This window comes from Curtobacterium sp. MCBA15_004 (assembly GCF_001865055.2).
Lineage (GTDB): Bacteria > Actinomycetota > Actinomycetes > Actinomycetales > Microbacteriaceae > Curtobacterium.
In genome coordinates this window covers 2,401,582-2,419,816 of sequence record NZ_CP126266.1, presented here as the reverse complement: position 1 = coordinate 2,419,816, position 18,235 = coordinate 2,401,582, and the positions used below count along the sequence as shown (strand labels likewise).

Annotated in this window: 17 protein-coding genes; 16 read left to right on the top strand and 1 reads right to left on the bottom strand. The window is 71.9% G+C overall.

Annotation, left to right across the window (positions count from 1 at the left end; genetic code table 11):
* Window positions 1–196: 196 nt before the first annotated feature.
* Window positions 197–1,312, top strand: coding sequence for a mannose-1-phosphate guanylyltransferase (locus QOL16_RS11200; RefSeq protein ID WP_071248428.1), 1,116 nt, complete (start codon window positions 197–199; stop codon window positions 1,310–1,312).
* A 29-nt stretch (window positions 1,313–1,341) separates the two neighbouring features.
* On the opposite strand, the gene QOL16_RS11195 is transcribed toward QOL16_RS11200, so the two are convergent.
* Window positions 1,342–1,701: a hypothetical protein gene (locus tag QOL16_RS11195; RefSeq protein WP_139266402.1), complete on the bottom strand. Its 360-nt coding sequence runs from the start codon at window positions 1,699–1,701 to the stop codon at window positions 1,342–1,344.
* A gap of 381 nt (window positions 1,702–2,082) precedes the next feature.
* Here QOL16_RS11195 and QOL16_RS11190 point away from each other — a divergent pair, with 381 nt between their 5' ends.
* From QOL16_RS11190 to QOL16_RS11120, 15 genes are all read left to right on the top strand, one after another.
* Window positions 2,083–3,351, top strand: coding sequence for an alpha/beta hydrolase (locus QOL16_RS11190; RefSeq protein ID WP_305410853.1), 1,269 nt, complete (start codon window positions 2,083–2,085; stop codon window positions 3,349–3,351).
* A 181-nt stretch (window positions 3,352–3,532) separates the two neighbouring features.
* Window positions 3,533–3,904 carry a hypothetical protein gene (locus QOL16_RS11185; protein WP_139197540.1) on the top strand — a complete coding sequence of 124 codons (372 nt, stop codon included), beginning with the start codon at window positions 3,533–3,535 and terminating at the stop codon, window positions 3,902–3,904.
* A 305-nt stretch (window positions 3,905–4,209) separates the two neighbouring features.
* Entirely contained in the window at window positions 4,210–4,620 is a 411-nt protein-coding gene (locus QOL16_RS11180; RefSeq protein ID WP_065960598.1) for a hypothetical protein, read from the top strand.
* 282 nt (window positions 4,621–4,902) lie between these two features.
* On the top strand, window positions 4,903–5,976 hold the full coding sequence (locus QOL16_RS11175; RefSeq protein WP_071284658.1) for a BMP family protein: 1,074 nt from the start codon (window positions 4,903–4,905) through the stop codon (window positions 5,974–5,976).
* Window positions 5,977–6,062: 86 nt separating this feature from the next.
* Window positions 6,063–7,583 (top strand): ABC transporter ATP-binding protein, encoded by a 1,521-nt coding sequence (locus QOL16_RS11170; protein ID WP_071284657.1) that lies wholly within the window; start codon window positions 6,063–6,065, stop codon window positions 7,581–7,583.
* 49 nt (window positions 7,584–7,632) lie between these two features.
* Entirely contained in the window at window positions 7,633–8,973 is a 1,341-nt protein-coding gene (locus tag QOL16_RS11165; RefSeq protein WP_370692524.1) for an ABC transporter permease, read from the top strand.
* A complete protein-coding gene (locus QOL16_RS11160; RefSeq protein ID WP_065960604.1) occupies window positions 8,970–10,256 on the top strand; it encodes an ABC transporter permease in 1,287 nt (428 codons plus the stop codon). Before QOL16_RS11165 ends, QOL16_RS11160 begins: the two co-directional genes overlap by 4 nt.
* Before the next feature lie 19 nt (window positions 10,257–10,275).
* Window positions 10,276–10,803, top strand: a complete 528-nt coding sequence (locus tag QOL16_RS11155) for a cytidine deaminase (RefSeq protein ID WP_370692523.1) — start codon at window positions 10,276–10,278, stop codon at window positions 10,801–10,803.
* 1 nt (window position 10,804) lies between these two features.
* The gene (locus tag QOL16_RS11150; protein ID WP_071284656.1) at window positions 10,805–12,094 is read left to right on the top strand and encodes a thymidine phosphorylase; all 1,290 of its coding nucleotides are present in this window, start codon (window positions 10,805–10,807) and stop codon (window positions 12,092–12,094) included.
* A 168-nt stretch (window positions 12,095–12,262) separates the two neighbouring features.
* Entirely contained in the window at window positions 12,263–13,375 is a 1,113-nt protein-coding gene (locus QOL16_RS11145; protein ID WP_065960607.1) for an adenosine deaminase, read from the top strand.
* A 5-nt stretch (window positions 13,376–13,380) separates the two neighbouring features.
* Window positions 13,381–13,827, top strand: coding sequence for a PTS sugar transporter subunit IIA (locus QOL16_RS11140; RefSeq protein WP_071284655.1), 447 nt, complete (start codon window positions 13,381–13,383; stop codon window positions 13,825–13,827).
* Window positions 13,824–14,102 carry a PTS sugar transporter subunit IIB gene (locus tag QOL16_RS11135; RefSeq protein ID WP_065960609.1) on the top strand — a complete coding sequence of 93 codons (279 nt, stop codon included), beginning with the start codon at window positions 13,824–13,826 and terminating at the stop codon, window positions 14,100–14,102. Before QOL16_RS11140 ends, QOL16_RS11135 begins: the two co-directional genes overlap by 4 nt.
* A 32-nt stretch (window positions 14,103–14,134) precedes the next feature.
* Entirely contained in the window at window positions 14,135–14,962 is an 828-nt protein-coding gene (locus QOL16_RS11130; protein WP_071284654.1) for a purine-nucleoside phosphorylase, read from the top strand.
* Between the two features lie 44 nt (window positions 14,963–15,006).
* Complete coding sequence (locus QOL16_RS11125) at window positions 15,007–16,698, top strand: phospho-sugar mutase (protein ID WP_370692575.1); 1,692 nt, start codon at window positions 15,007–15,009, stop codon at window positions 16,696–16,698.
* A 426-nt stretch (window positions 16,699–17,124) separates the two neighbouring features.
* A complete protein-coding gene (locus QOL16_RS11120) occupies window positions 17,125–18,078 on the top strand; it encodes a hypothetical protein (RefSeq protein WP_139266400.1) in 954 nt (317 codons plus the stop codon).
* Window positions 18,079–18,235: the final 157 nt, after the last annotated feature.

Below are 18,235 nucleotides of genomic sequence, written 5' to 3'. Positions count from 1 at the left end.
GCGGTCCCGGTGGGCGGGGCGCGGTCGGGCAGGTGGTGCGGTGGACGCCGGTGGCGCGCGGTGGCGCGGTGGCGCGGTGGCGCGGTGGGCGCCGGTGGCGCGCGGCGGCGGAGGCGGTGGCGGGTGGTGCGGTCTCCCGCACGGAGCGTGCGGGAAGCGACCGATGGGTGCCCGGTGACACCGGTACGGTGGGCGGGTGGAACACGAACTCGAGGACTTCTACGCGATCATCCCCGCCGGCGGCATCGGCTCCCGGCTGTGGCCGTTGTCGCGCGCCGACGCGCCCAAGTTCCTGCACGACCTGACCGGGTCGGGCACGTCGCTGCTGCGGCAGACGTGGGACCGGCTCGCCCCGCTCGCCGGAGACCAGCGGATCATGGTCGTCACCGGGCGCGCGCACCGCGCCGCGGTCGAGGCGCAGCTGCCCGGGGTCGCCGACCACAACGTCGTGCTCGAGAGCGAGCCCAAGGACTCCACCGCCGCGATCGGCCTGGCAGCGGCGATCCTGCACCGTCGCGAGCCGGACGTCGTCATCGGCTCGTTCGCCGCCGACCACGTCATCGGCGACGCACGCGGCTTCCGTCGCTCGGTCCGCGAGGCCGTCGCCGCAGCCCGCGCCGGGTACGTCACCACGATCGGGATCACCCCGACCGAGCCCGCGGTCGGCTTCGGGTACATCCACGCGACCGAGGGGACCCTCGACGTCGACGGCGCCACCACGGTGCACGGCGTGCGCTCCTTCGTCGAGAAGCCCGACCTCGACACGGCACGCGGCTACCTGGAGGAGGGCAACTACCTCTGGAACGCGGGCATGTTCATCGCGCGCGCCGACGTCCTCCTCGCCGAGCTCGGCCGGACGAAGCCCGAGCTCCTCGCCGGCATCGAGGAGCTCGCCGCCGCGTGGGACACCTCGTCGCGCGGTGCGGTCGTCGACGCGGTGTGGCCCGCCCTCGAGAAGATCGCGATCGACTACACCGTCGCCGAGCCCGCCGCGGCCGCCGGTCGGATGGCGGTCGTCCCCGGTGACTTCGACTGGGACGACGTCGGCGACTTCGCCTCGCTCGCGAAGCTGCAGTCCGGTGGACGGGCGAACAACCTCGCCGTGCTCGGTGACGGTGCCCGGATCCTGGCCGACTCGTCGAGCGGCATCGTCGTCGCGCACAGCCAGCGGCTCATCTCGCTCATCGGTGTGGACGACATCGTCGTCGTGGACACCCCCGACGCCCTGCTCGTCACGACGAGCGAGCACGCGCAGCGCGTCAAGGGCGTCGTCGACGCGCTGAAGCTCAGCGGTCGGGGCGACGTGCTCTGAGCGACAGCACCGGTCGGTGCCGTCGTTTTTCACGCCTCCGGTCCATGGGTGCCGCGCGTCGCCGCGTCCGGTAATGTGTCAGCCGAGGGGAACGATGCGGGGGAGTGATCGTGGGGGACATCGCGTTCGACGTGCACGAGGCGAGGTCGGCGGCGCGGGTGGCGCGTCGGGCGGCCGAGACGCTCCGCGGGCAGGCTGGCCCTCGCTCCGGGGCGGTCGGAGGGGCACTCGATGACTTCGAGGGCGCATACGCCGAGCGGTTCGGAAGCGCCGCGGCGATCGAGGCCGAGGACCGAGCACGGTTGGCGGGGGTGCTGGTCGACCTCGCCGACCAGATCGACGCCGCCGTCGATGCTGCTGAGCGTGAACGGCAGCGGCTGCGTGACCACGCCGAGTGGAAGGCACGTGATGCCGACCGGAAGCGGGCGGCATCCGGGGCCGAGGCCTTCGCCGGTGCCGCGGGGCGATCGGTCGTCGACGCCTGGGAGAGCTTCACCGACCCCGAGCCGTCGACCGAACCCGAACCGAGGCCGGAGGTCGACGCCGAATTCCGTGGTCGCGAGCGTGCGCGTTACGGAGACGGAGCGAGTCGTGGTCGGAGCTCTGCCGACCCGAGCGCGCTCCGCGCCTTCGTCACGACGGCCTCCGGACTGGACTCCGCCGCGTCGGCCGAGTCCGAGCGCGTGCGATCGGCGTGGTCGTCCTTCCGGTCCACCTGTGCCTGGGTCACGGTCGATCGCGCGAGCATGCCGGAGGGCTTCGAGGGCTACGTGCGCGAGAACGACGAGGACCGGAGCTGGATCGGCAGGATCGCCGACGCCTTCGAGGCCGCCGGCGGCAGCGGCTCGCTGTCGAACGTCGCTCTGGACATCGCGGCGACCGGCCAGGCCGCGCCAGCCCTCCAGCGGCTGTTCCAGGCGGACCTGACGCCGGCGGAGATCGCGGAGCGCTGGGCCGCGCTCGGGCTGGCGAGGGCCGACGCCGCCGTGTTCGACGGACTGCCGACGGACGTGCTCGCACGAGTCGGGAACCTTGAGGGTGTCCCGTACTGGGCGCGGAGTACGGCGAACGCCCTCGTGCTCAACCAGCGACTCGTCGAGGTCGAGCGCCAGATCGAGCAGCTGGAGGGGACAGTCGCGTCAGCGGGTGACGGCTCACGGGCGTTGGCGCAGGAGCTCACGGCGCTGTACGCGGACCGCAAGGCCCTGCGGAACATCAACGCTGCGCTGACGAAGAAGGGCTCCGACGGCAAGCGCTTCCTCATCTCGCTCACCGATCATCACCCGCCGCTGGCTGCCGTTTCGATCGGGGATCTCGACCGTGCACAGTCGGTGACCTGGGCTGTCCCGGGGATGGACACCACGACAGCGGACATGACAACGTGGGCGAGGGCGGCTCAGAACATCGCAGACGAGCAGACCGATGTCGCAGGCGCTCCGGATCGAGCAGTGGTCGCCTGGGTCGGTTACGCCACACCGGGGCCCGAGGACGTGCTCCTCATGGACAAGGCGAAGAAGGGCGGCCAGCGGCTCGCCGACTCGATTCGCGGGTTCTCAGCCGTCCGTGGAACTGATCACGTCGAGACGAACGTGGTGGCGCATTCCTACGGCACGACCACCGGCGCGGTGGCCCTGGCCGAGCGGGGTGTCCACATCGATCGATTCGTCGCGCTCGGTTCTGCTGGGCTACCCGATGGTCTCGACGGTGCGGAGCAGCTGCACGCGGACCACGTCTTCGCGGCTCAGGCGAAGGACGGCCCCACCGGCAATACCGGGGAGGGTGACGAATGGGCAACGTTCGGCCGGGAGAAGAGCTTCGGCCATCACGTGGACCCGACCGCGCAGAGTTTCGGAGCGACCGTGTTCGGCGCCGACGGCGGGACAGGAAGCGAGGGGCAGACCCTCTCGTCGGTCTTGCACCACGCTCCGGTGTTCAAGGACCACCGGGGCTACCTGGACCGTGGTACCGAGTCACTCCACAACGTCGCACTCGCCACCACAGGTCAGGACGAGTTGCTCACCGGGACGCGGTCTCAGTGACCCGGTCCGACGAACGAGGAGGCACATGAACGCACGACACTCTGCCTGTCGCACCATGGCGACGACGGCAGTGCTCCTGGCACTCGTCGTCGCAACCGCCGGATGTGCCGGGCAACAGCGTGGTGCACCCCGACCGACCGAAAGGACGTCTTCCATGGACGCGGACACTGCGAAGCGCACCATGATCGACATCGTCGATCAGACGACCGCCGCGCTCGGCGGCGAGTGGGAAACGCGGACGTCTCCTGACTACGTCGAGAGCTGCCAGCTGTCGAGCGACGAAGAAGGCGCCCGGTGGGTGTACCGAGTTGCTCGATCAGAGTCCGGTGACGCGGAGGCGGATGCTGCTGCAGCCTCCGACATCTGGAGGTCCGCCGGTATGACCGTGGACCGACTCGCCGACACCAAGGGGCCAGCGATGGTCGCGCGCGGCGGCGATCGCGTCGAGACGATCCGGTTCTTCGCCTTCCCCGACAACTACAGCATCCAAGCGCTCTCGACGTGTTTCGCCGGCAACGCAGACGAGATCGAGGAGCAGCAGGCGGACGAATGACTCGCGATCCGACGATCGCGGTGTCCTGGATGCCGGATCAGGGGTCGATCCCGGCTGACCTGGTACGGGGACGGGGACGGGGACGGGGACGGGGACGGGGACGGGTACGGTCGTCCCGGCCCTGGGGGCCGGAACGAACCGGGGGAGTGCTGGCGGGGGAGATCACGGCGGAAGTCGGCACGGTACGGGGTCGGACGCGCCGCGCGACCGGTGGGTGTCTCGCAGCCGTGGCGGTCGTCGGCCTCCTCGGCGGGTGCGCGCTTCTGCACCCGGATGCGAGGACGACACGAGCATCGGCGCCCACGGTGGACGCGGACACCGCGAAGCAGCAGATGGTGGCCGCCGTGGACGACGCCACGGGGCTCCTCGGCGGCGACTGGCAGGCCCGGACCGGCCCGGACTACGCCGAGGACTGCACCCTCCCGAGCGGCGAGCAGGGCGCGCAGTGGCGGTACCTGACGGGGAGCACCCGCACCGGGGACCCCGCCGCCGACGGCGCGCGTGTAGCGGAGTACTGGCGCGGACAGGGCATGGACGTCGTCGTGCGCGGCTCGGCCGACGAACCGGCGGTCTTCGCCAGTGGGGGTGGGGAGATCTCCTCGATCAGCGTGTACACCCCCTCCGGCAACACCACCGTCCAGGCCCTCTCGCTGTGCTTCCCCGGCGACGCCGACCGCATGGCCGAACGGGACGCGGACGATGCGCCGCAGCCGTGAACGTCGCCGCCACGCACCCGGCCGTCGTGTAACCCTTCCGTGCACGATCGCCGACCCGCACGGAAGGGTGTAGCGCTCCACCACGAAATCGCCCTCGTGTCCCGCGGAGTGGGGACCGCCCGTGCCCTCCCGTTACGGGCGCGTTTCGGCGGGGTCGCGATCCCGTAACTGATCCCAGCACCCGCTCAGGGGCGTTCTGTACCGGCCCGACGGTCGTGTACTGTCGCCACGATCGCCCGGAACGCACGTGGTCCGGGCACCGCTCCCCGGAGGAACCAACCCGTGACATCTCGTACCCGTCAGGTCGTGCTCAGCGGCATCGCGCTCGCCGGCACCATGGCAGTCCTCGCTGGCTGCTCGGCCGCCCCGTCCGAATCCGCGTCCTCGAAGAAGAGCGACTTCCGACCCTGCATGGTCTCCGACGCCGGTGGCTTCGACGACAAGTCGTTCAACCAGCTCGGGTTCGAGGGCATGAAGGACGCTGCGTCCGACCTCGGCGCGACCTACAAGTCGGCCGAGTCGAAGGACGCGACCGTCTACGACTCGAACATCCAGCAGCTCGTCGGCCAGAACTGCAACCTCATCGTCACCGTCGGCTTCAACCTGGCCGACGCGACGAAGAAGCAGGCCGCGGCGAACCCCGACACCGACTTCGCGATCATCGACGACAACTCGATCGACGCGAAGAACGTCAAGCCGATCACGTTCGACACCTCGCAGGCCGCCTTCCTCGCCGGCTACGCGGCGGCGTCGTACTCGAAGTCCGGCGTCGTCGGCACCTTCGGCGGCATGCAGATCCCGACCGTCACCATCTTCATGGACGGCTTCGCGGACGGCGTCAAGTACTTCAACGCGCAGAAGAAGAAGGACGTCAAGGTCGTCGGCTGGGACGTCGACAGCCAGAAGGGCTCCTTCACGGGCGGCTTCGACGCCGGCACGCAGGCGAAGGCCGTGGCGCAGACGCTCCTCGACCAGGACGCCGACGTGATCCTGCCCGTCGGTGGTCCGATCTACCAGTCGGCTGCCGAGGCGATCAAGGACGCGAACAACGGTTCGGTGCTGATCGGTGCCGACAGCGACCTGTACGAGGCCGACCCCCGCTACAAGGACATCGCGTTCACGTCCGTCGAGAAGGGCATGCGCCCCGCCGTCAAGGACGTCGTCGAGCAGGCCGCCGGCGGCAAGTACTCGAACACCCCCTACGTGGGCACGCTGAAGAACGACGGCGTCGGCATCGCCCCGTTCCACGACTACGCGTCGAAGGTCGACTCGGGTCTGCAGGGTGAGCTGGACAAGATCAAGTCGGGCATCATCGACGGCTCGATCACGGTCGAGACCAAGGCGACCGTCAAGTAACACGACCGATGCGGGCGGGGGACCAGTCCTCCGCCCGCATCGACGTGCCCCCGCACAAGCACCGACAGAAACAGACTCAAGCGAACATGAAGCTCGAACTCCGCGGCATCACGAAGCGGTTCGGTCCCCTCGTCGCCAACGACCACATCTCGCTCACCGTCGAGCCGGGTGAGGTGCACTGCCTCCTCGGCGAGAACGGTGCCGGCAAGTCGACCCTGATGAACGTCCTGTACGGCCTGTACCAGGCCGACGAGGGCGAGATCCTCCTGGACGACGTCGTCCAGGACTTCGACGGACCGGGTGACGCCATGCGCGCCGGCATCGGCATGGTGCACCAGCACTTCATGCTCGTGCCGGTCTTCACCGTCGCCGAGAACGTCATGCTCGGTCAGGAGCAGACCTCCTTCGGCGGACGCCTCGACCTCGCCGGTGCGCGCGCCCGCGTCCGGGAGATCAGCGACCGCTTCGGCTTCGACGTCGACCCGGACGCCCGCGTCGAGGACCTGCCGGTCGGCGTGCAGCAGCGCGTCGAGATCATCAAGGCGCTGTCCCGCGACGCGAAGGTGCTCGTGTTCGACGAGCCCACCGCAGTGCTCACGCCGCAGGAGACCGACGAGCTGATGGGCATCATGCGCCAGCTCCGCGCAGCCGGCACCGCGATCGTCTTCATCACGCACAAGCTGCGCGAGGTGCGCGAGGTCGCCGACCGGATCACGGTCATCCGCCTCGGCGCCGTCGTGGGCGAGGCATCGCCGACCGCGACGAACAACGAGCTCGCAGCCCTCATGGTCGGCCGTGCGGTCTCGCTCGTGGTCGACAAGGCACCGGCCGCCGGCGGCGAGGACGCCCTCGTCGTCGACCACGTCACCGTCACCGACCCGTCCGGCGTCGTGCTCGTCGACGACGTCTCCTTCACGGTCCGCCGCGGCGAGGTCCTCGCCATCGCGGGCGTGCAGGGCAACGGGCAGACCGAGCTCACCGAGGCGATCATCGGCCTCGAGCCCGTGCACGCCGGGCGGATCGTGCTCGACGGCAAGGAGCTCACCGGCCGCACCGTCAAGCAGGTGCTCGACGCCGGGGTGGGCTTCGTCCCCGAGGACCGGAAGGAGGACGGGCTGGTCGGCGAGTTCACCATCGCCGAGAACCTCATGCTCGACCGTGCCGACCACGACGAGTTCGTCCGCGCGGGCACCATCCGAGCCGCCGAGCGTGACGCGTTCGCCGACGAGAAGATCGCCGAGTTCGACATCCGGACGCCGTCCCGCGCCACCGCGGCCGGCCGGCTCTCCGGCGGTAACCAGCAGAAGATCGTCCTCGCACGCGAACTGAGCCGCGAGCTGCGCCTGTTCGTCGCCGCCCAGCCGACCCGCGGCATCGACGTCGGCTCGATCGAGTTCGTGCACAAGCGCATCGTCGCCACGCGCGACACCGGCGTCCCCGTCATCGTCGTCTCCACGGAGCTCGACGAGGTCGTGGCCCTCGCCGACCGGATCGCGGTCATGTACCGCGGCGGCATCGTCGGCATCGTCCCCGCGGACACCCCCCGCGACGTCCTCGGCCTCATGATGGCCGGGGAACTCCCCGAAGGAACGAAGCAGGTCGCATGATGGCCGGAGAACTCCACAGCACCAACGCAGCAGGAACGGAGCTGGCAGCGTGAGCAACACGCCAGACCACACGCAGCAGCCGGCGACCCCGGTCGAGACCCCCACCGACGACCGCCTGCAGGACGTCGAGGCCACCCCGCACCTGATGACCGACTCCGCGGACGACACCGAGCGACGCGCCGGTGGCGACCGCTGGCGTGCAGCCGCGCAGCAGATCGTGAACGGCTCCGTGCTCGTCACGGTCCTGGCGGTCGTGCTCGCGCTCGTCGCGTGCGGTGTCCTCATCGCCCTGACCGACGAGAACGTCCGCGCGGCGGCCGGGTACTTCTTCGCCCGGCCGACCGACACGCTGCAGGCGATCGGCACCTCGGTCGGCGGCGCGTACGCCTCGCTGTTCCAGGGCTCCGTCATCAACTTCGGTGCGCCGTCGTTCGCCCAGGCGGTCGTCCCGATCACCCGGTCGATCGACTACGCCGTCCCGCTCGTCGCGGCCGGTCTCGGCATCGCGCTGTCCTTCCGCGCGGGCCTGTTCAACATCGGCGGCCAGGGCCAGATCCTGATGGGCGCCGCGGCGGCCGGCTGGGTCGGCTTCTCGTTCGACGGCCCCGCCGCCGTGCACATCCCGCTCACCGTCCTCGCCGGCATCGTCGGCGGTGCGGTGTGGGGCGGCATCGTCGGCGTGCTCAAGGCACGGACGGGCGCGAACGAGGTGGTCGTCACGATCATGCTCAACTACGTCGCGCTCTACCTCGTCAGCTTCATGCTGCGCACCCCGGGCCTGCTGCAGGCCCCGGGCAGCGCGAACCCGATCTCGCCCGCGACGAAGGAGAGCGCGGTCTTCCCGGCGCTGTTCGGCCCGCGCTACGGCGTGAACGTCGGGTTCATCGTGGCGATCATCGCGGTCGTCGTGGTGTGGTGGCTCGTCAACAAGTCCTCGCTCGGCTTCCGCTTCCGCACGATCGGTGAGAACCCCCGTGCCGCACGCGTGGCCGGCATGAGCGTCCCCGCGCTGACGATCTGGGTGCTCGTGATCTCCGGCGCGCTCGTCGGCATCGCGGGTGCGTACCAGGTGCAGGGCGCCGTGACCTCGGGCTTCACGTCCGGCATCGACGCGGGCATCGGGTTCGACGCGATCACGGTCGCGCTCCTCGGGCGCTCGAAGCCGTGGGGCGTGTTCTGGGCCGCCATCCTGTTCGGCGTCCTGAAGAACGGCGGCTACGCCATGCAGGCCGCGAACGGCATCCCGATCGACATCGTGGGCGTCATCCAGGCCCTCATCGTCCTCTTCATCGCCGCCCCGCCGCTCGTCCGCGCGATCTTCCGGATCCCGCAGCCGGGAGCGCGTCGCCGCGTCCGCACGAAGACCAGCAAGAAGGCGGTCGCCGCATGAGCACCCTGAGCCCCACCGCCGTCCCGGCCCTGCCCGCGGACCGTCCCGTCGAGACGACCCGGAGCTGGAAGACCCCGATCGCGTACGGCGTCTTCACGCTGCTCGCGCTCGTGCTCTTCGGCTTCGCCCGCCGTCCCGGCACCGCCACCTTCCGGCTCTCGACGTCCGGTGACTTCTTCGCGCTGCCGAACGTGCCGCTCCCGGCGGCCGCGACCGGCGTGGTCGTCATCGTCCTGCTCGCGATCGCGACGGTCTACGCCGTCGTCGAGACCCGCGGGTCGCGCCGCGTCCCGCTCTGGGTCACCGCGCTGTTCGCGCTCGTCTTCGTCGTCGGCTTCCTCAGCTGGGCCGTCGCGGGCGACTCGATCACCATCCCCGGCATGCTCGTCGGCGCGCTGAGCCTCAGCGTGCCGCTCGTGTTCGGTGCGCTCGGCGGCGTGATCTCGGAGCGCGTCGGCGTCGTGAACATCGCCATCGAGGGCCAGTTCCTCGCCGGCGCGTTCACCTCGGCGATGATCGCCTCGCTGACCGGCTCCGCGTGGGTCGGGCTCGTCGGCGCCCTCGTCGCGGGTGTGCTCGTGTCGTTCGTCCTCGCGGCGTTCAGCATCAAGTACCTCGTCGACCAGGTCATCGTCGGTGTCGTCATCAACGCCTTCATCTCGGGTCTGACCGGCTTCCTGTACTCGCAGGTGCTCTCGCCGAACCAGCAGACGCTCAACGTCGGCATCCGGTTCCCCCGCATCGAGATCCCGGTCCTGCACCAGATCCCGGTGATCGGACCGATCTTCTTCGAGCAGACCGTCGTCGTCTACCTGGCGTACGTCGCCGTCGCGGTGGTCACCTTCGGTCTGTTCAAGACGCGCTGGGGCCTGCGCCTCCGCGCGGTCGGCGAGCACCCGCAGGCCGCCGACACGGTCGGCATCAACGTCGCGCGCACCCGGTTCTGGAACGTCTCGCTCGCGGGTGCGGTCGCCGGTCTCGGCGGTGCGTACTTCACGCTCGACGCCGCGGGCGGCTTCACGAAGGACATGACCGCGGGCGCGGGCTACATCGCCCTCGCCGCCGTGATCTTCGGCCGGTGGGACCCGATCCGCGCGACGCTCGCGGCGCTGCTGTTCGGCTTCGCCTCGAACCTGCAGAACACGCTCGCCGCGGTCGGCTCGCCCGTCCCGAGCGAGTTCCTGCTCATGCTGCCCTACGTCGTCACGATCTTCGCGGTCGCCGGCCTGGTCGGGCAGTCGCGCGGACCGGCGGCCGCCGGCAAGCCGTACACCAAGAGCTGACGGACTGGAGGCGCGGCACATGACCGACACGCACGCTGCGGGTGGCGACGGGGTCGCCACCGACCCCGAGACGGGCGAGCCGACCTGGACGGACCCGGCCACGAGCCTCCAGGCCGGTCCCGGCACCGACGTCGACGTGACCGTCGACGTCGACTGGGCCGTCCTGCGGGAGGCGGCGACCGCCGCCATGCGGCGCGCCTACGCGCCGTACTCGTCGTTCCCGGTGGGGGCCGCGGCCCTCACCGACGACGGGCGCGTCGTGTCCGGCTGCAACATCGAGAACGCGTCGTACGGGGTCACCCTGTGCGCCGAGTGCTCGCTCGTGTCCCAGCTGCACATGACCGGTGGCGGCAAGCTCGTCGCGTTCACCTGCGTGGACGGCGACGGCGCGACCCTGATGCCCTGCGGGCGGTGCCGGCAGCTGCTGTTCGAGCACTCGGCCGAGGGCATGCTCCTCGAGACCGTCTCCGGCATCCGCACCATCGACGAGGTCCTGCCGGACGCCTTCGGGCCGCGGACCCTCGCCACCTACCAGGAAGAGCACTGACATGGCCGTCGAGCCGTTCGACACCGTCGACCTGATCCGCACCAAGCGCTCCGGCGACGCCCTCAGCACGCCCGAGATCGACTGGCTGGTCGACGCCTACACGCGCGGCTACGTCGAGGACCCGCAGATGGCGGCCCTCGCGATGGCGATCTTCCTGAACGGGATGGAGCGCCGTGAGATCAAGGACCTGACGCTCGCGATGATCGCGTCGGGGGAGCGGATGTCGTTCGGCTCGCTCGGCAAGACGACCGTCGACAAGCACTCCACCGGTGGGGTCGGGGACAAGATCACCCTGCCGCTCGCACCGCTCGTGGCGTCGTTCGGCGTCGCGGTCCCGCAGCTGTCCGGCCGCGGGCTCGGGCACACCGGCGGGACGCTCGACAAGCTCGAGTCGGTCCCCGGCTGGCAGGCGTCGATCTCGAACGACCGCATGATGCAGGTCCTCGCCGAGGTCGGGGCGGTCATCTGCGCCGCGGGCTCCGGACTGGCACCGGCGGACAAGAAGCTCTACACGCTCCGGGACATCACCGGGACGGTCGAGTGCATCCCGCTCATCGCGTCGAGCATCATGTCGAAGAAGATCGCCGAGGGCACCGGGGCGCTCGTGCTCGACGTGAAGTTCGGTTCCGGCGCGTTCATGCCGACCTACGAGGCCTCCAAGGAGCTCGCGCAGACGATGGTCGACCTCGGGAACGACGCCGGGGTGGCGACCTCGGCGCTCCTCACCGACATGGGCGTGCCGCTCGGCCTGACCATCGGCAACGCCCTCGAGGTGCGCGAGTCGGTGGAGGTGCTCGCGGGCGGTGGCCCGGCCGACGTGGTCGAGCTGACCGTCGAGCTGGCGTCGGAGATGCTGCGGCTCGCCGGTCTGCCGGACGCCGACCCGGCGGCCGCGCTGGCCGACGGCCGGGCGATGGACACCTGGCGGCGGATGATCGCGGCGCAGGGCGGCGACCCCGCGGCGGACCTGCCGGTCGCCCGCGAGCAGCACGTCGTCACCGCGACCGAGTCCGGTGTGCTCGTCCAGCAGGACGCGCTGCCGTTCGGCATCGCCGCCTGGCGTCTCGGCGCCGGTCGGGCCCGGGCGCAGGACCCCGTGCAGGCGGGCGCGGGCATCGAGCTGCACGTGAAGCCCGGCGACACCGTCACGGCGGGGCAGCCGCTGTGGACGCTGCACACCGACGAGCCGGAGCGGTTCGAGCGGGCGCTCGGGTCGCTCGAGGGCGCGTGGGCGATCGGGGCCGCGGCGGAGCCGCGCGGGCCGATCGTGCGGGAGCGCATCACCTCCTGAGTGGGCGGGGCGGCCGACCGCGCGCGGTCGGGGCGTCCGGGCGCGCGGCGTGTGCGCGGTCGGTGCGTCCGGGCGCGCGGCGTGTGCGCGGTCGGTACGGCCGGGCGCCGTCGGCGGTGGGTGTGCGTGGCCCGCGCGCGGTCGGTGCGCACCGGTAGCCTGGGACGCATGAGCGCCGACGCCCCCACCTACCGCCTCCCCGACGCCGGAGCGGTCATCGACGACCTGCCCAAGGTGTCGCTGCACGACCACCTCGACGGCGGGCTCCGTCCCGCGACGATCGTCGAGCTGGCGGACGAGGCCGGCGTCACGCTCCCGACGACCGACCCCGAGGCGCTCGGGCAGTGGTTCGCCGACCAGTCCGACTCCGGCTCACTCGTCGAGTACCTGAAGACCTTCGACGTCACCACCTCGGTGATGCAGACCGCCGAGCAGCTGCACCGCGTCGGCAAGGAGTTCGTCGAGGACCTCGTCGCCGACGGCGTCGTGTACGGCGAGGTCCGCTGGGCACCCGAGCAGCACCTCCGCGGCGGGCTGACCCTCGACGAGACGGTCGAGGCGGTCCAGGCCGGCATCGCCGAGGCCGTCCAGGCCGCCGACGGCGCCATCCGCGTCGGGCAGCTCGTCACCGCCATGCGCCACGCCGACCGCTCGCTCGAGATCGCCGAGCTCGCCGTGCGCCACCGCGACCGCGGCGTCGTCGGGTTCGACATCGCCGGCGCCGAGGCCGGGTTCCCCGCCTCCGGACACCGCGCGGCGTTCGAGTACCTCGCGTCCGAGCTGTTCCCCGTCACCGTGCACGCGGGCGAGGCCGACGGGCTCGCCTCGATCCGCTCAGCCCTGGTCGACGGACGCGCGCTCCGCCTCGGTCACGGCGTGCGGATCTTCGAGGACGTCACGCTGTCCGACGCGGGTGACGGGTCGACCCTCGCGTCCCTCGGCGAGGTCGCGTCGTGGGTCCGCGACCGCGAGATCCCGCTCGAGGTGTCGCCGTCGTCGAACCTCCAGACCGGTGCCGTCGCGGCCTGGGGCGACGACCTGGCCGACCACCCGTTCGACGTGCTCTACCAGCTCGGCTTCCGGGTCACGGTGAACACCGACAACCGCCTCATGAGCCGCACCTCGCTGTCCCGCGAGCTCGCGCTGCTGGCCGGCACGTTCGGCTACGACCTCGACGACCTCGCGGCGTTCCAGATCAACGCCGCGCTCGGGTCGTTCCTGCCGCTCGAGGACCGCGAGGAGATCATCGCGACCATCACGGCCGGGTACCAGGAGGCCTGAGGCACATGCCGCTGCCACCACTGCCGGACACCGCCGTCGTGCTCGGCGCCGTCGTGTCGACCTGGCGCGAGGCACTGGAGCGCACGGGGGAGGCCCTCGTCGCCTCGGGTGCGGCCACCGAGGCGTACACGCAGGCGATGATCGACCTCGTCGACGAGCACGGTCCGTACATCGTGATCTCACCCGGGCTGGCGTTCGCGCACGCCCGACCGGGGCCGACGGTGCGCCGGGACGGCCTCGCGGTGGTGACGCTGCGCGAGCCGGTCGTGTTCGGGCACCCGCACAACGACCCGGTGTCCGTCGTCCTCGGGCTCGCGGTGGCCGAGGTCGGCGCGCACCTCGAGTCGATCGGCGAGATCGCCAACACGTTCAACGACCCCACGGTGACCGGGCGGCTGGCAGCGGCCTCGTCGGCCGACGAGGTCCGGGCGATCCTGGGGGTACCGGCGTGAAGATCGTCACCATCTGCGGCGCGGGCATCGGCTCGAGCGGCATCCTCAAGGTGAACGCCGAGAAGGCGCTCGAGTCGCTCGGCCTCTCCGCCGCCGTGGTCGCGGCGGACGTCGCCTCCGTCCGGGCCGCGGCCGACGACGCGAACGTCATCCTGACGAGCGCCGAGTTCGTCGAGGCCATCGGGGACACCTACGCCGAGGTCATCGTGATCCGGAACCACTTCGACCAGGGGGAGATCACGGCGGCCGTCGACCGGGCGCTCGGGGAGCACTGAGCGGTCTCCTGCCCGCCCTCTAGAGTTGGGGCATGAGCACGGAGAACCCGCTGAACGACCCCACCACCGACCCGTTCGAGGTCGCCCGCGACGCCGCCGCCGTCATCGCCGACCGGTCCGGCATCGAGCGGCACGACATCGCCCTGACGCTCGGCTCCGGCTGGGGCAAGGCGGCCGACCTCATCGGTGAGACCGTGTCCACCATCGACGCGGCCGACGTCCCCGGCTTCAGCGCCTCGGCGGTCCCCGGCCACTCCGGTACCGTCCGGTCGATCCGCCTCGCCGACGGCCGCCACGCCCTCGTGATCGGCGCACGCACCCACTACTACGAGAACCACGGGGTGCGCCGCGTCGTGCACAGCGTCCGCACCGCCGCGGCCACGGGTGCGTCGGTGATGGTGCTCACCAACGGCGCCGGCGGCATCAAGGAGCACTGGAAGCCCGGTACCCCGGTGCTCATCAGCGACCACATCAACCTGACCGCGGACAGCCCGCTCGAGGGCGCCACGTTCATCGACCTGACCGACCTGTACTCGGCGCGGCTCCGCGCGGTCGCGAAGTCGGTCGACCCGTCGCTCGACGAGGGCGTCTACACGCAGTTCCGCGGCCCGCACTACGAGACCCCGGCCGAGGTGCAGATGGCCAAGGCGATCGGCGGCCACATCGTCGGCATGTCGACCGCACTCGAGGCGATCGCCGCGCGGCAGGCCGGCATGGAGGTCCTCGGGTTCTCGCTCATCACGAACCTCGCCGCTGGCATCCAGAAGACGCCGCTGTCCCACGCCGAGGTGCTCGAGGCCGGCAAGGAGGCCGAGCCGGTCATCGCCGACCTGCTCGCCCGGGTGGTGACCGCCCTGTGACCCGGCACGACGGTGCGTCGGACGGCTCGATCGCCGACGGCGACCTGACCGGCACCGAGCCCGACACCGCGGAGGCGGGGACGGGCTCGTCCGACGTGCTCGCGGTCGCGCGTGACTGGGCCGACCAGGACCCCGACGACGAGACCCGGGGCGAGCTGCTCGCGGTGCTCGACCGCGCCACGTCGGGAGACGCCGACGCCGAGGCCGAGCTGCGTGCCCGGTTCGCCGGACGCCTTGCCTTCGGGACCGCCGGGCTGCGCGCCGAACTCGGGTACGGCCCGCTCCGCATGAACCGCGTGGTCGTCTCGCAGGCCGCCGCGGGCCTCGCGCGCTTCCTCGTCGGCACCGGGCGGGACCGCAGCGTGGTCATCGGCTACGACGGCCGCGTGAACTCCGACGTGTTCGCCCGGGACTCCGCCGAGGTCATGCGCGGCCTCGGGCTCGAGGTCACCCTGCTGCCGTCGGCGCTCCCGACCCCGGTGCTGGCGTTCGCGGTCCGGCACCTCGGCGTCGGGGCCGGTGTCATGGTCACGGCGAGCCACAACCCGCCGCGGGACAACGGCTACAAGGTGTACCTCGGCGGGGACGACGACGGCTCGCAGATCGTGCCGCCGGTGGACGGCGAGATCGCGGACGCGATCGCCGCCGTGGCGGCGACGCCGCTCGGCGACCTGCGACGCGCGACGGACTACGTGACGGCGGGCCCGGACCTGGCCGCGGCGTACGTGGCCGCGACGGCCGCGATCGTGCCGGCCCCGCGCCTCCCGGTCGATGCCCAGCCGAAGGTCGTGTACACGGCCATGCACGGGGTCGGGTGGGAGACCGCGCGCGCGGTCTTCGCCGCCGCCGGCTTCGCGGAGCCGGCGACCGTGCCGGAGCAGATCGAACCGGACGGTGCGTTCCCGACGGTCGCGTTCCCGAACCCGGAGGAGCCGGGGGCGATGGACCTGGCCGAGGCGCGGGGCGCCGCGGTCGGTGCGGACCTCGTCATCGCGAACGACCCCGACGCCGACCGCCTGGCGCTCGCGATCCCGACCGGCGACGGGTTCCGGCGTCTCTCCGGGAACGAGGTCGGGTGGCTGCTCGGCTGGCGTGCTGCCCAGCGCGCCGCCGAGGCCGGGACGGGCGGGACGCTCGCGGCGTCGATCGTGTCCTCGCCGGCACTCGCCCGCGTCGCGGCGGCGCACGGTCTGGAGTACCGCGACACCCTCACCGGCTTCAAGTGGGTGTCGCGCGTGCCCGGACTGGTGTTCGGGTACGAGGAGGCGCTCGGCTACCTCGTCGACCCGCATGTGGTGCGCGACAAGGACGGCATCTCGGCGGCGCTCGAACTCCTGTCGCTCGCCACGTCGCTCGCCGAGCAGGGCCGGACGGTCGCCGACCAGCTCGATGCCTTCGCCGCCGAGTTCGGTGCCTTCGCCTCCGGGCAGGTCGCGACGCGGGTCGACGACCTCTCGCGCATCGGCGAGGTCATGGCGGCCCTGCGTTCGAGCGCGCCGACGTCGCTCGGGGGCCGCGCCGTGCAGCGGGTCACGGACTACGACGCGGGGGTCGAGGGCTTCCCGCCGTCCGACATCCTGCGGTACGACCTCGACGGGGGCGCACGCGTCATCGTGCGTCCGAGCGGGACGGAGCCGAAGGTCAAGGTGTACATCGACACCGTCGCGGAGTCCTCGGCCGAGGCGCAGGCCCTCGTCGACGCCATCGCCGCGGACGTGCGCCCGCTGGTGTCGTAGGGCCGCGGCGGCGCGGCTGTAGCGGCGCCCCGGGACGCTCGCGGCATTCGCACAACGGGAAGCACGTCGCGCCACGCAATTGCCTGGTGCGACGTGCTTCCCGTTGTGCGTGTGCACGTCGCACCACCGGTGCGCGGCCGCACCCCGTGCCTCGACGCCGCCGTGCCGGACGCCGCCGTGCCTCGACGCCGCCGTGCCGGACGCCGCCGTGCCCCGTCGCCGCCGTGCCGGACGCCGCCGTGCCCCGTCGCCGCCGTGCCGGACGCCGCCGTGCCCCGTCGCCGCCGTGCCGGACGCGGGCCCTCACCGCGGGGCGCCGCGCTCCTGCCGGCGCGCGTTCCTCCACAGGACGGAGTACCGGCGCGACGGTCCACAGCTCGGCCGTCGCGCTGTCGAGAACGTCGGACGTCGGTCACCGTTGCGGTCATGGCCAGGTTGGAGATCGTCGTCGGCGGTGGTGCGGACCCGAGTGGGAGGCGCGGCCGTGACCTCCGCGACCGCGCGCTCCGGGGTGAGCTCGTCCGGCTCGCACCGGGCCGGTTCGTCGACGCCGACGAGTGGCGACGAGCGACCCCCGGCGAACGGCACATCGCCCGCATCAAGGCCGTCCACGACCTGCTCGCCCCGCGGCTCGTCGTGTCCCACGCATCAGCGGCAGCACTCCACGGGCTGCCGTGGCCGGGGGAGTTCCCGGTCGCGGTCGAGGTGCTCGACCCCCTCCGCACCACCGGCCAGACGCTCCGCACGGTCCACAAGCGTGCCGGAGCCGGACGGCGGTTCCGCACGGACTCGATGATCGCGAACGGGCGCTCGCTCACCGACCGGGCGAGCACGGTCGCCGACCTCGCCGTCGCCTACCCGATCCGGACGAGTGTGCCGGCGCTCGACGTCGCCCTGGCCGCCGGGACCGACCGGGCGGACGTCCTCGCCGCGCTCGACGCCGCCGGGTCGGTGCAGTTCCGTGCCCGCGCGGAGCGTGCGATCGCGCTGGCGGACGGGCGGTCGGGGTCGCCGGGGGAGTCGGTGGCGCGGGTCGCGCTCGACGAGGTCGGTGCGCCGGAGCCGGAACTGCAGCACCGGTTCGACGACGTCGACGGGCTCATCGGCGTCGTCGACTTCTGGTTCCCGGAGCAGGGCGTCGTCCTGGAGTTCGACGGGCGCGTGAAGTACACCGACCCGTCGTTGCGCCGAGCCGGGCAGACCGCGGCCGACGTGGTGGTCGCCGAGAAGCACCGGGAGGACCGGATCCGTCGGCGTCCCGAGGTGCACGGCTTCGGTCGCATCGGCTTCGCGGAGACCGACGACACCGAGCGCCTCCGCGACGTCCTGCGCGTGCTCGGGGTGCCCACGACCCGGCGACGCTTCACGACCGTGCGGTGACACGACATGGTGCGACGTGCCCCCGAACAAGCAGGAGCACGTCGCGCCACGGGAAGCCGTGGTGCGACGTGCTCCGGGTTGTGCGAGGGCCACCAGCGCCGCGCGAGCCAGCGCCGCGCGACGCGCGCGACGCGCGCGAGCGCGCAGCAGCGCCGCG

Bases quoted from the DNA above. Each gene is read 5' to 3' on its own strand.
- QOL16_RS11155 (WP_370692523.1), top strand. From the start codon at position 10,276: ATGACCGACACGCACGCTGCGGGTGGCGACGGGGTCGCCACCGACCCC.
- QOL16_RS11160 (WP_065960604.1), top strand. From the start codon at position 8,970: ATGAGCACCCTGAGCCCCACCGCCGTCCCGGCCCTGCCCGCGGACCGT.
- QOL16_RS11170 (WP_071284657.1), top strand. From the start codon at position 6,063: ATGAAGCTCGAACTCCGCGGCATCACGAAGCGGTTCGGTCCCCTCGTC.
- QOL16_RS11145 (WP_065960607.1), top strand. From the start codon at position 12,263: ATGAGCGCCGACGCCCCCACCTACCGCCTCCCCGACGCCGGAGCGGTC.
- QOL16_RS11130 (WP_071284654.1), top strand. From the start codon at position 14,135: ATGAGCACGGAGAACCCGCTGAACGACCCCACCACCGACCCGTTCGAG.
- QOL16_RS11120 (WP_139266400.1), top strand. From the start codon at position 17,125: ATGGCCAGGTTGGAGATCGTCGTCGGCGGTGGTGCGGACCCGAGTGGG.
- QOL16_RS11150 (WP_071284656.1), top strand. From the start codon at position 10,805: ATGGCCGTCGAGCCGTTCGACACCGTCGACCTGATCCGCACCAAGCGC.
- QOL16_RS11140 (WP_071284655.1), top strand. From the start codon at position 13,381: ATGCCGCTGCCACCACTGCCGGACACCGCCGTCGTGCTCGGCGCCGTC.
- QOL16_RS11185 (WP_139197540.1), top strand. From the start codon at position 3,533: ATGATCGACATCGTCGATCAGACGACCGCCGCGCTCGGCGGCGAGTGG.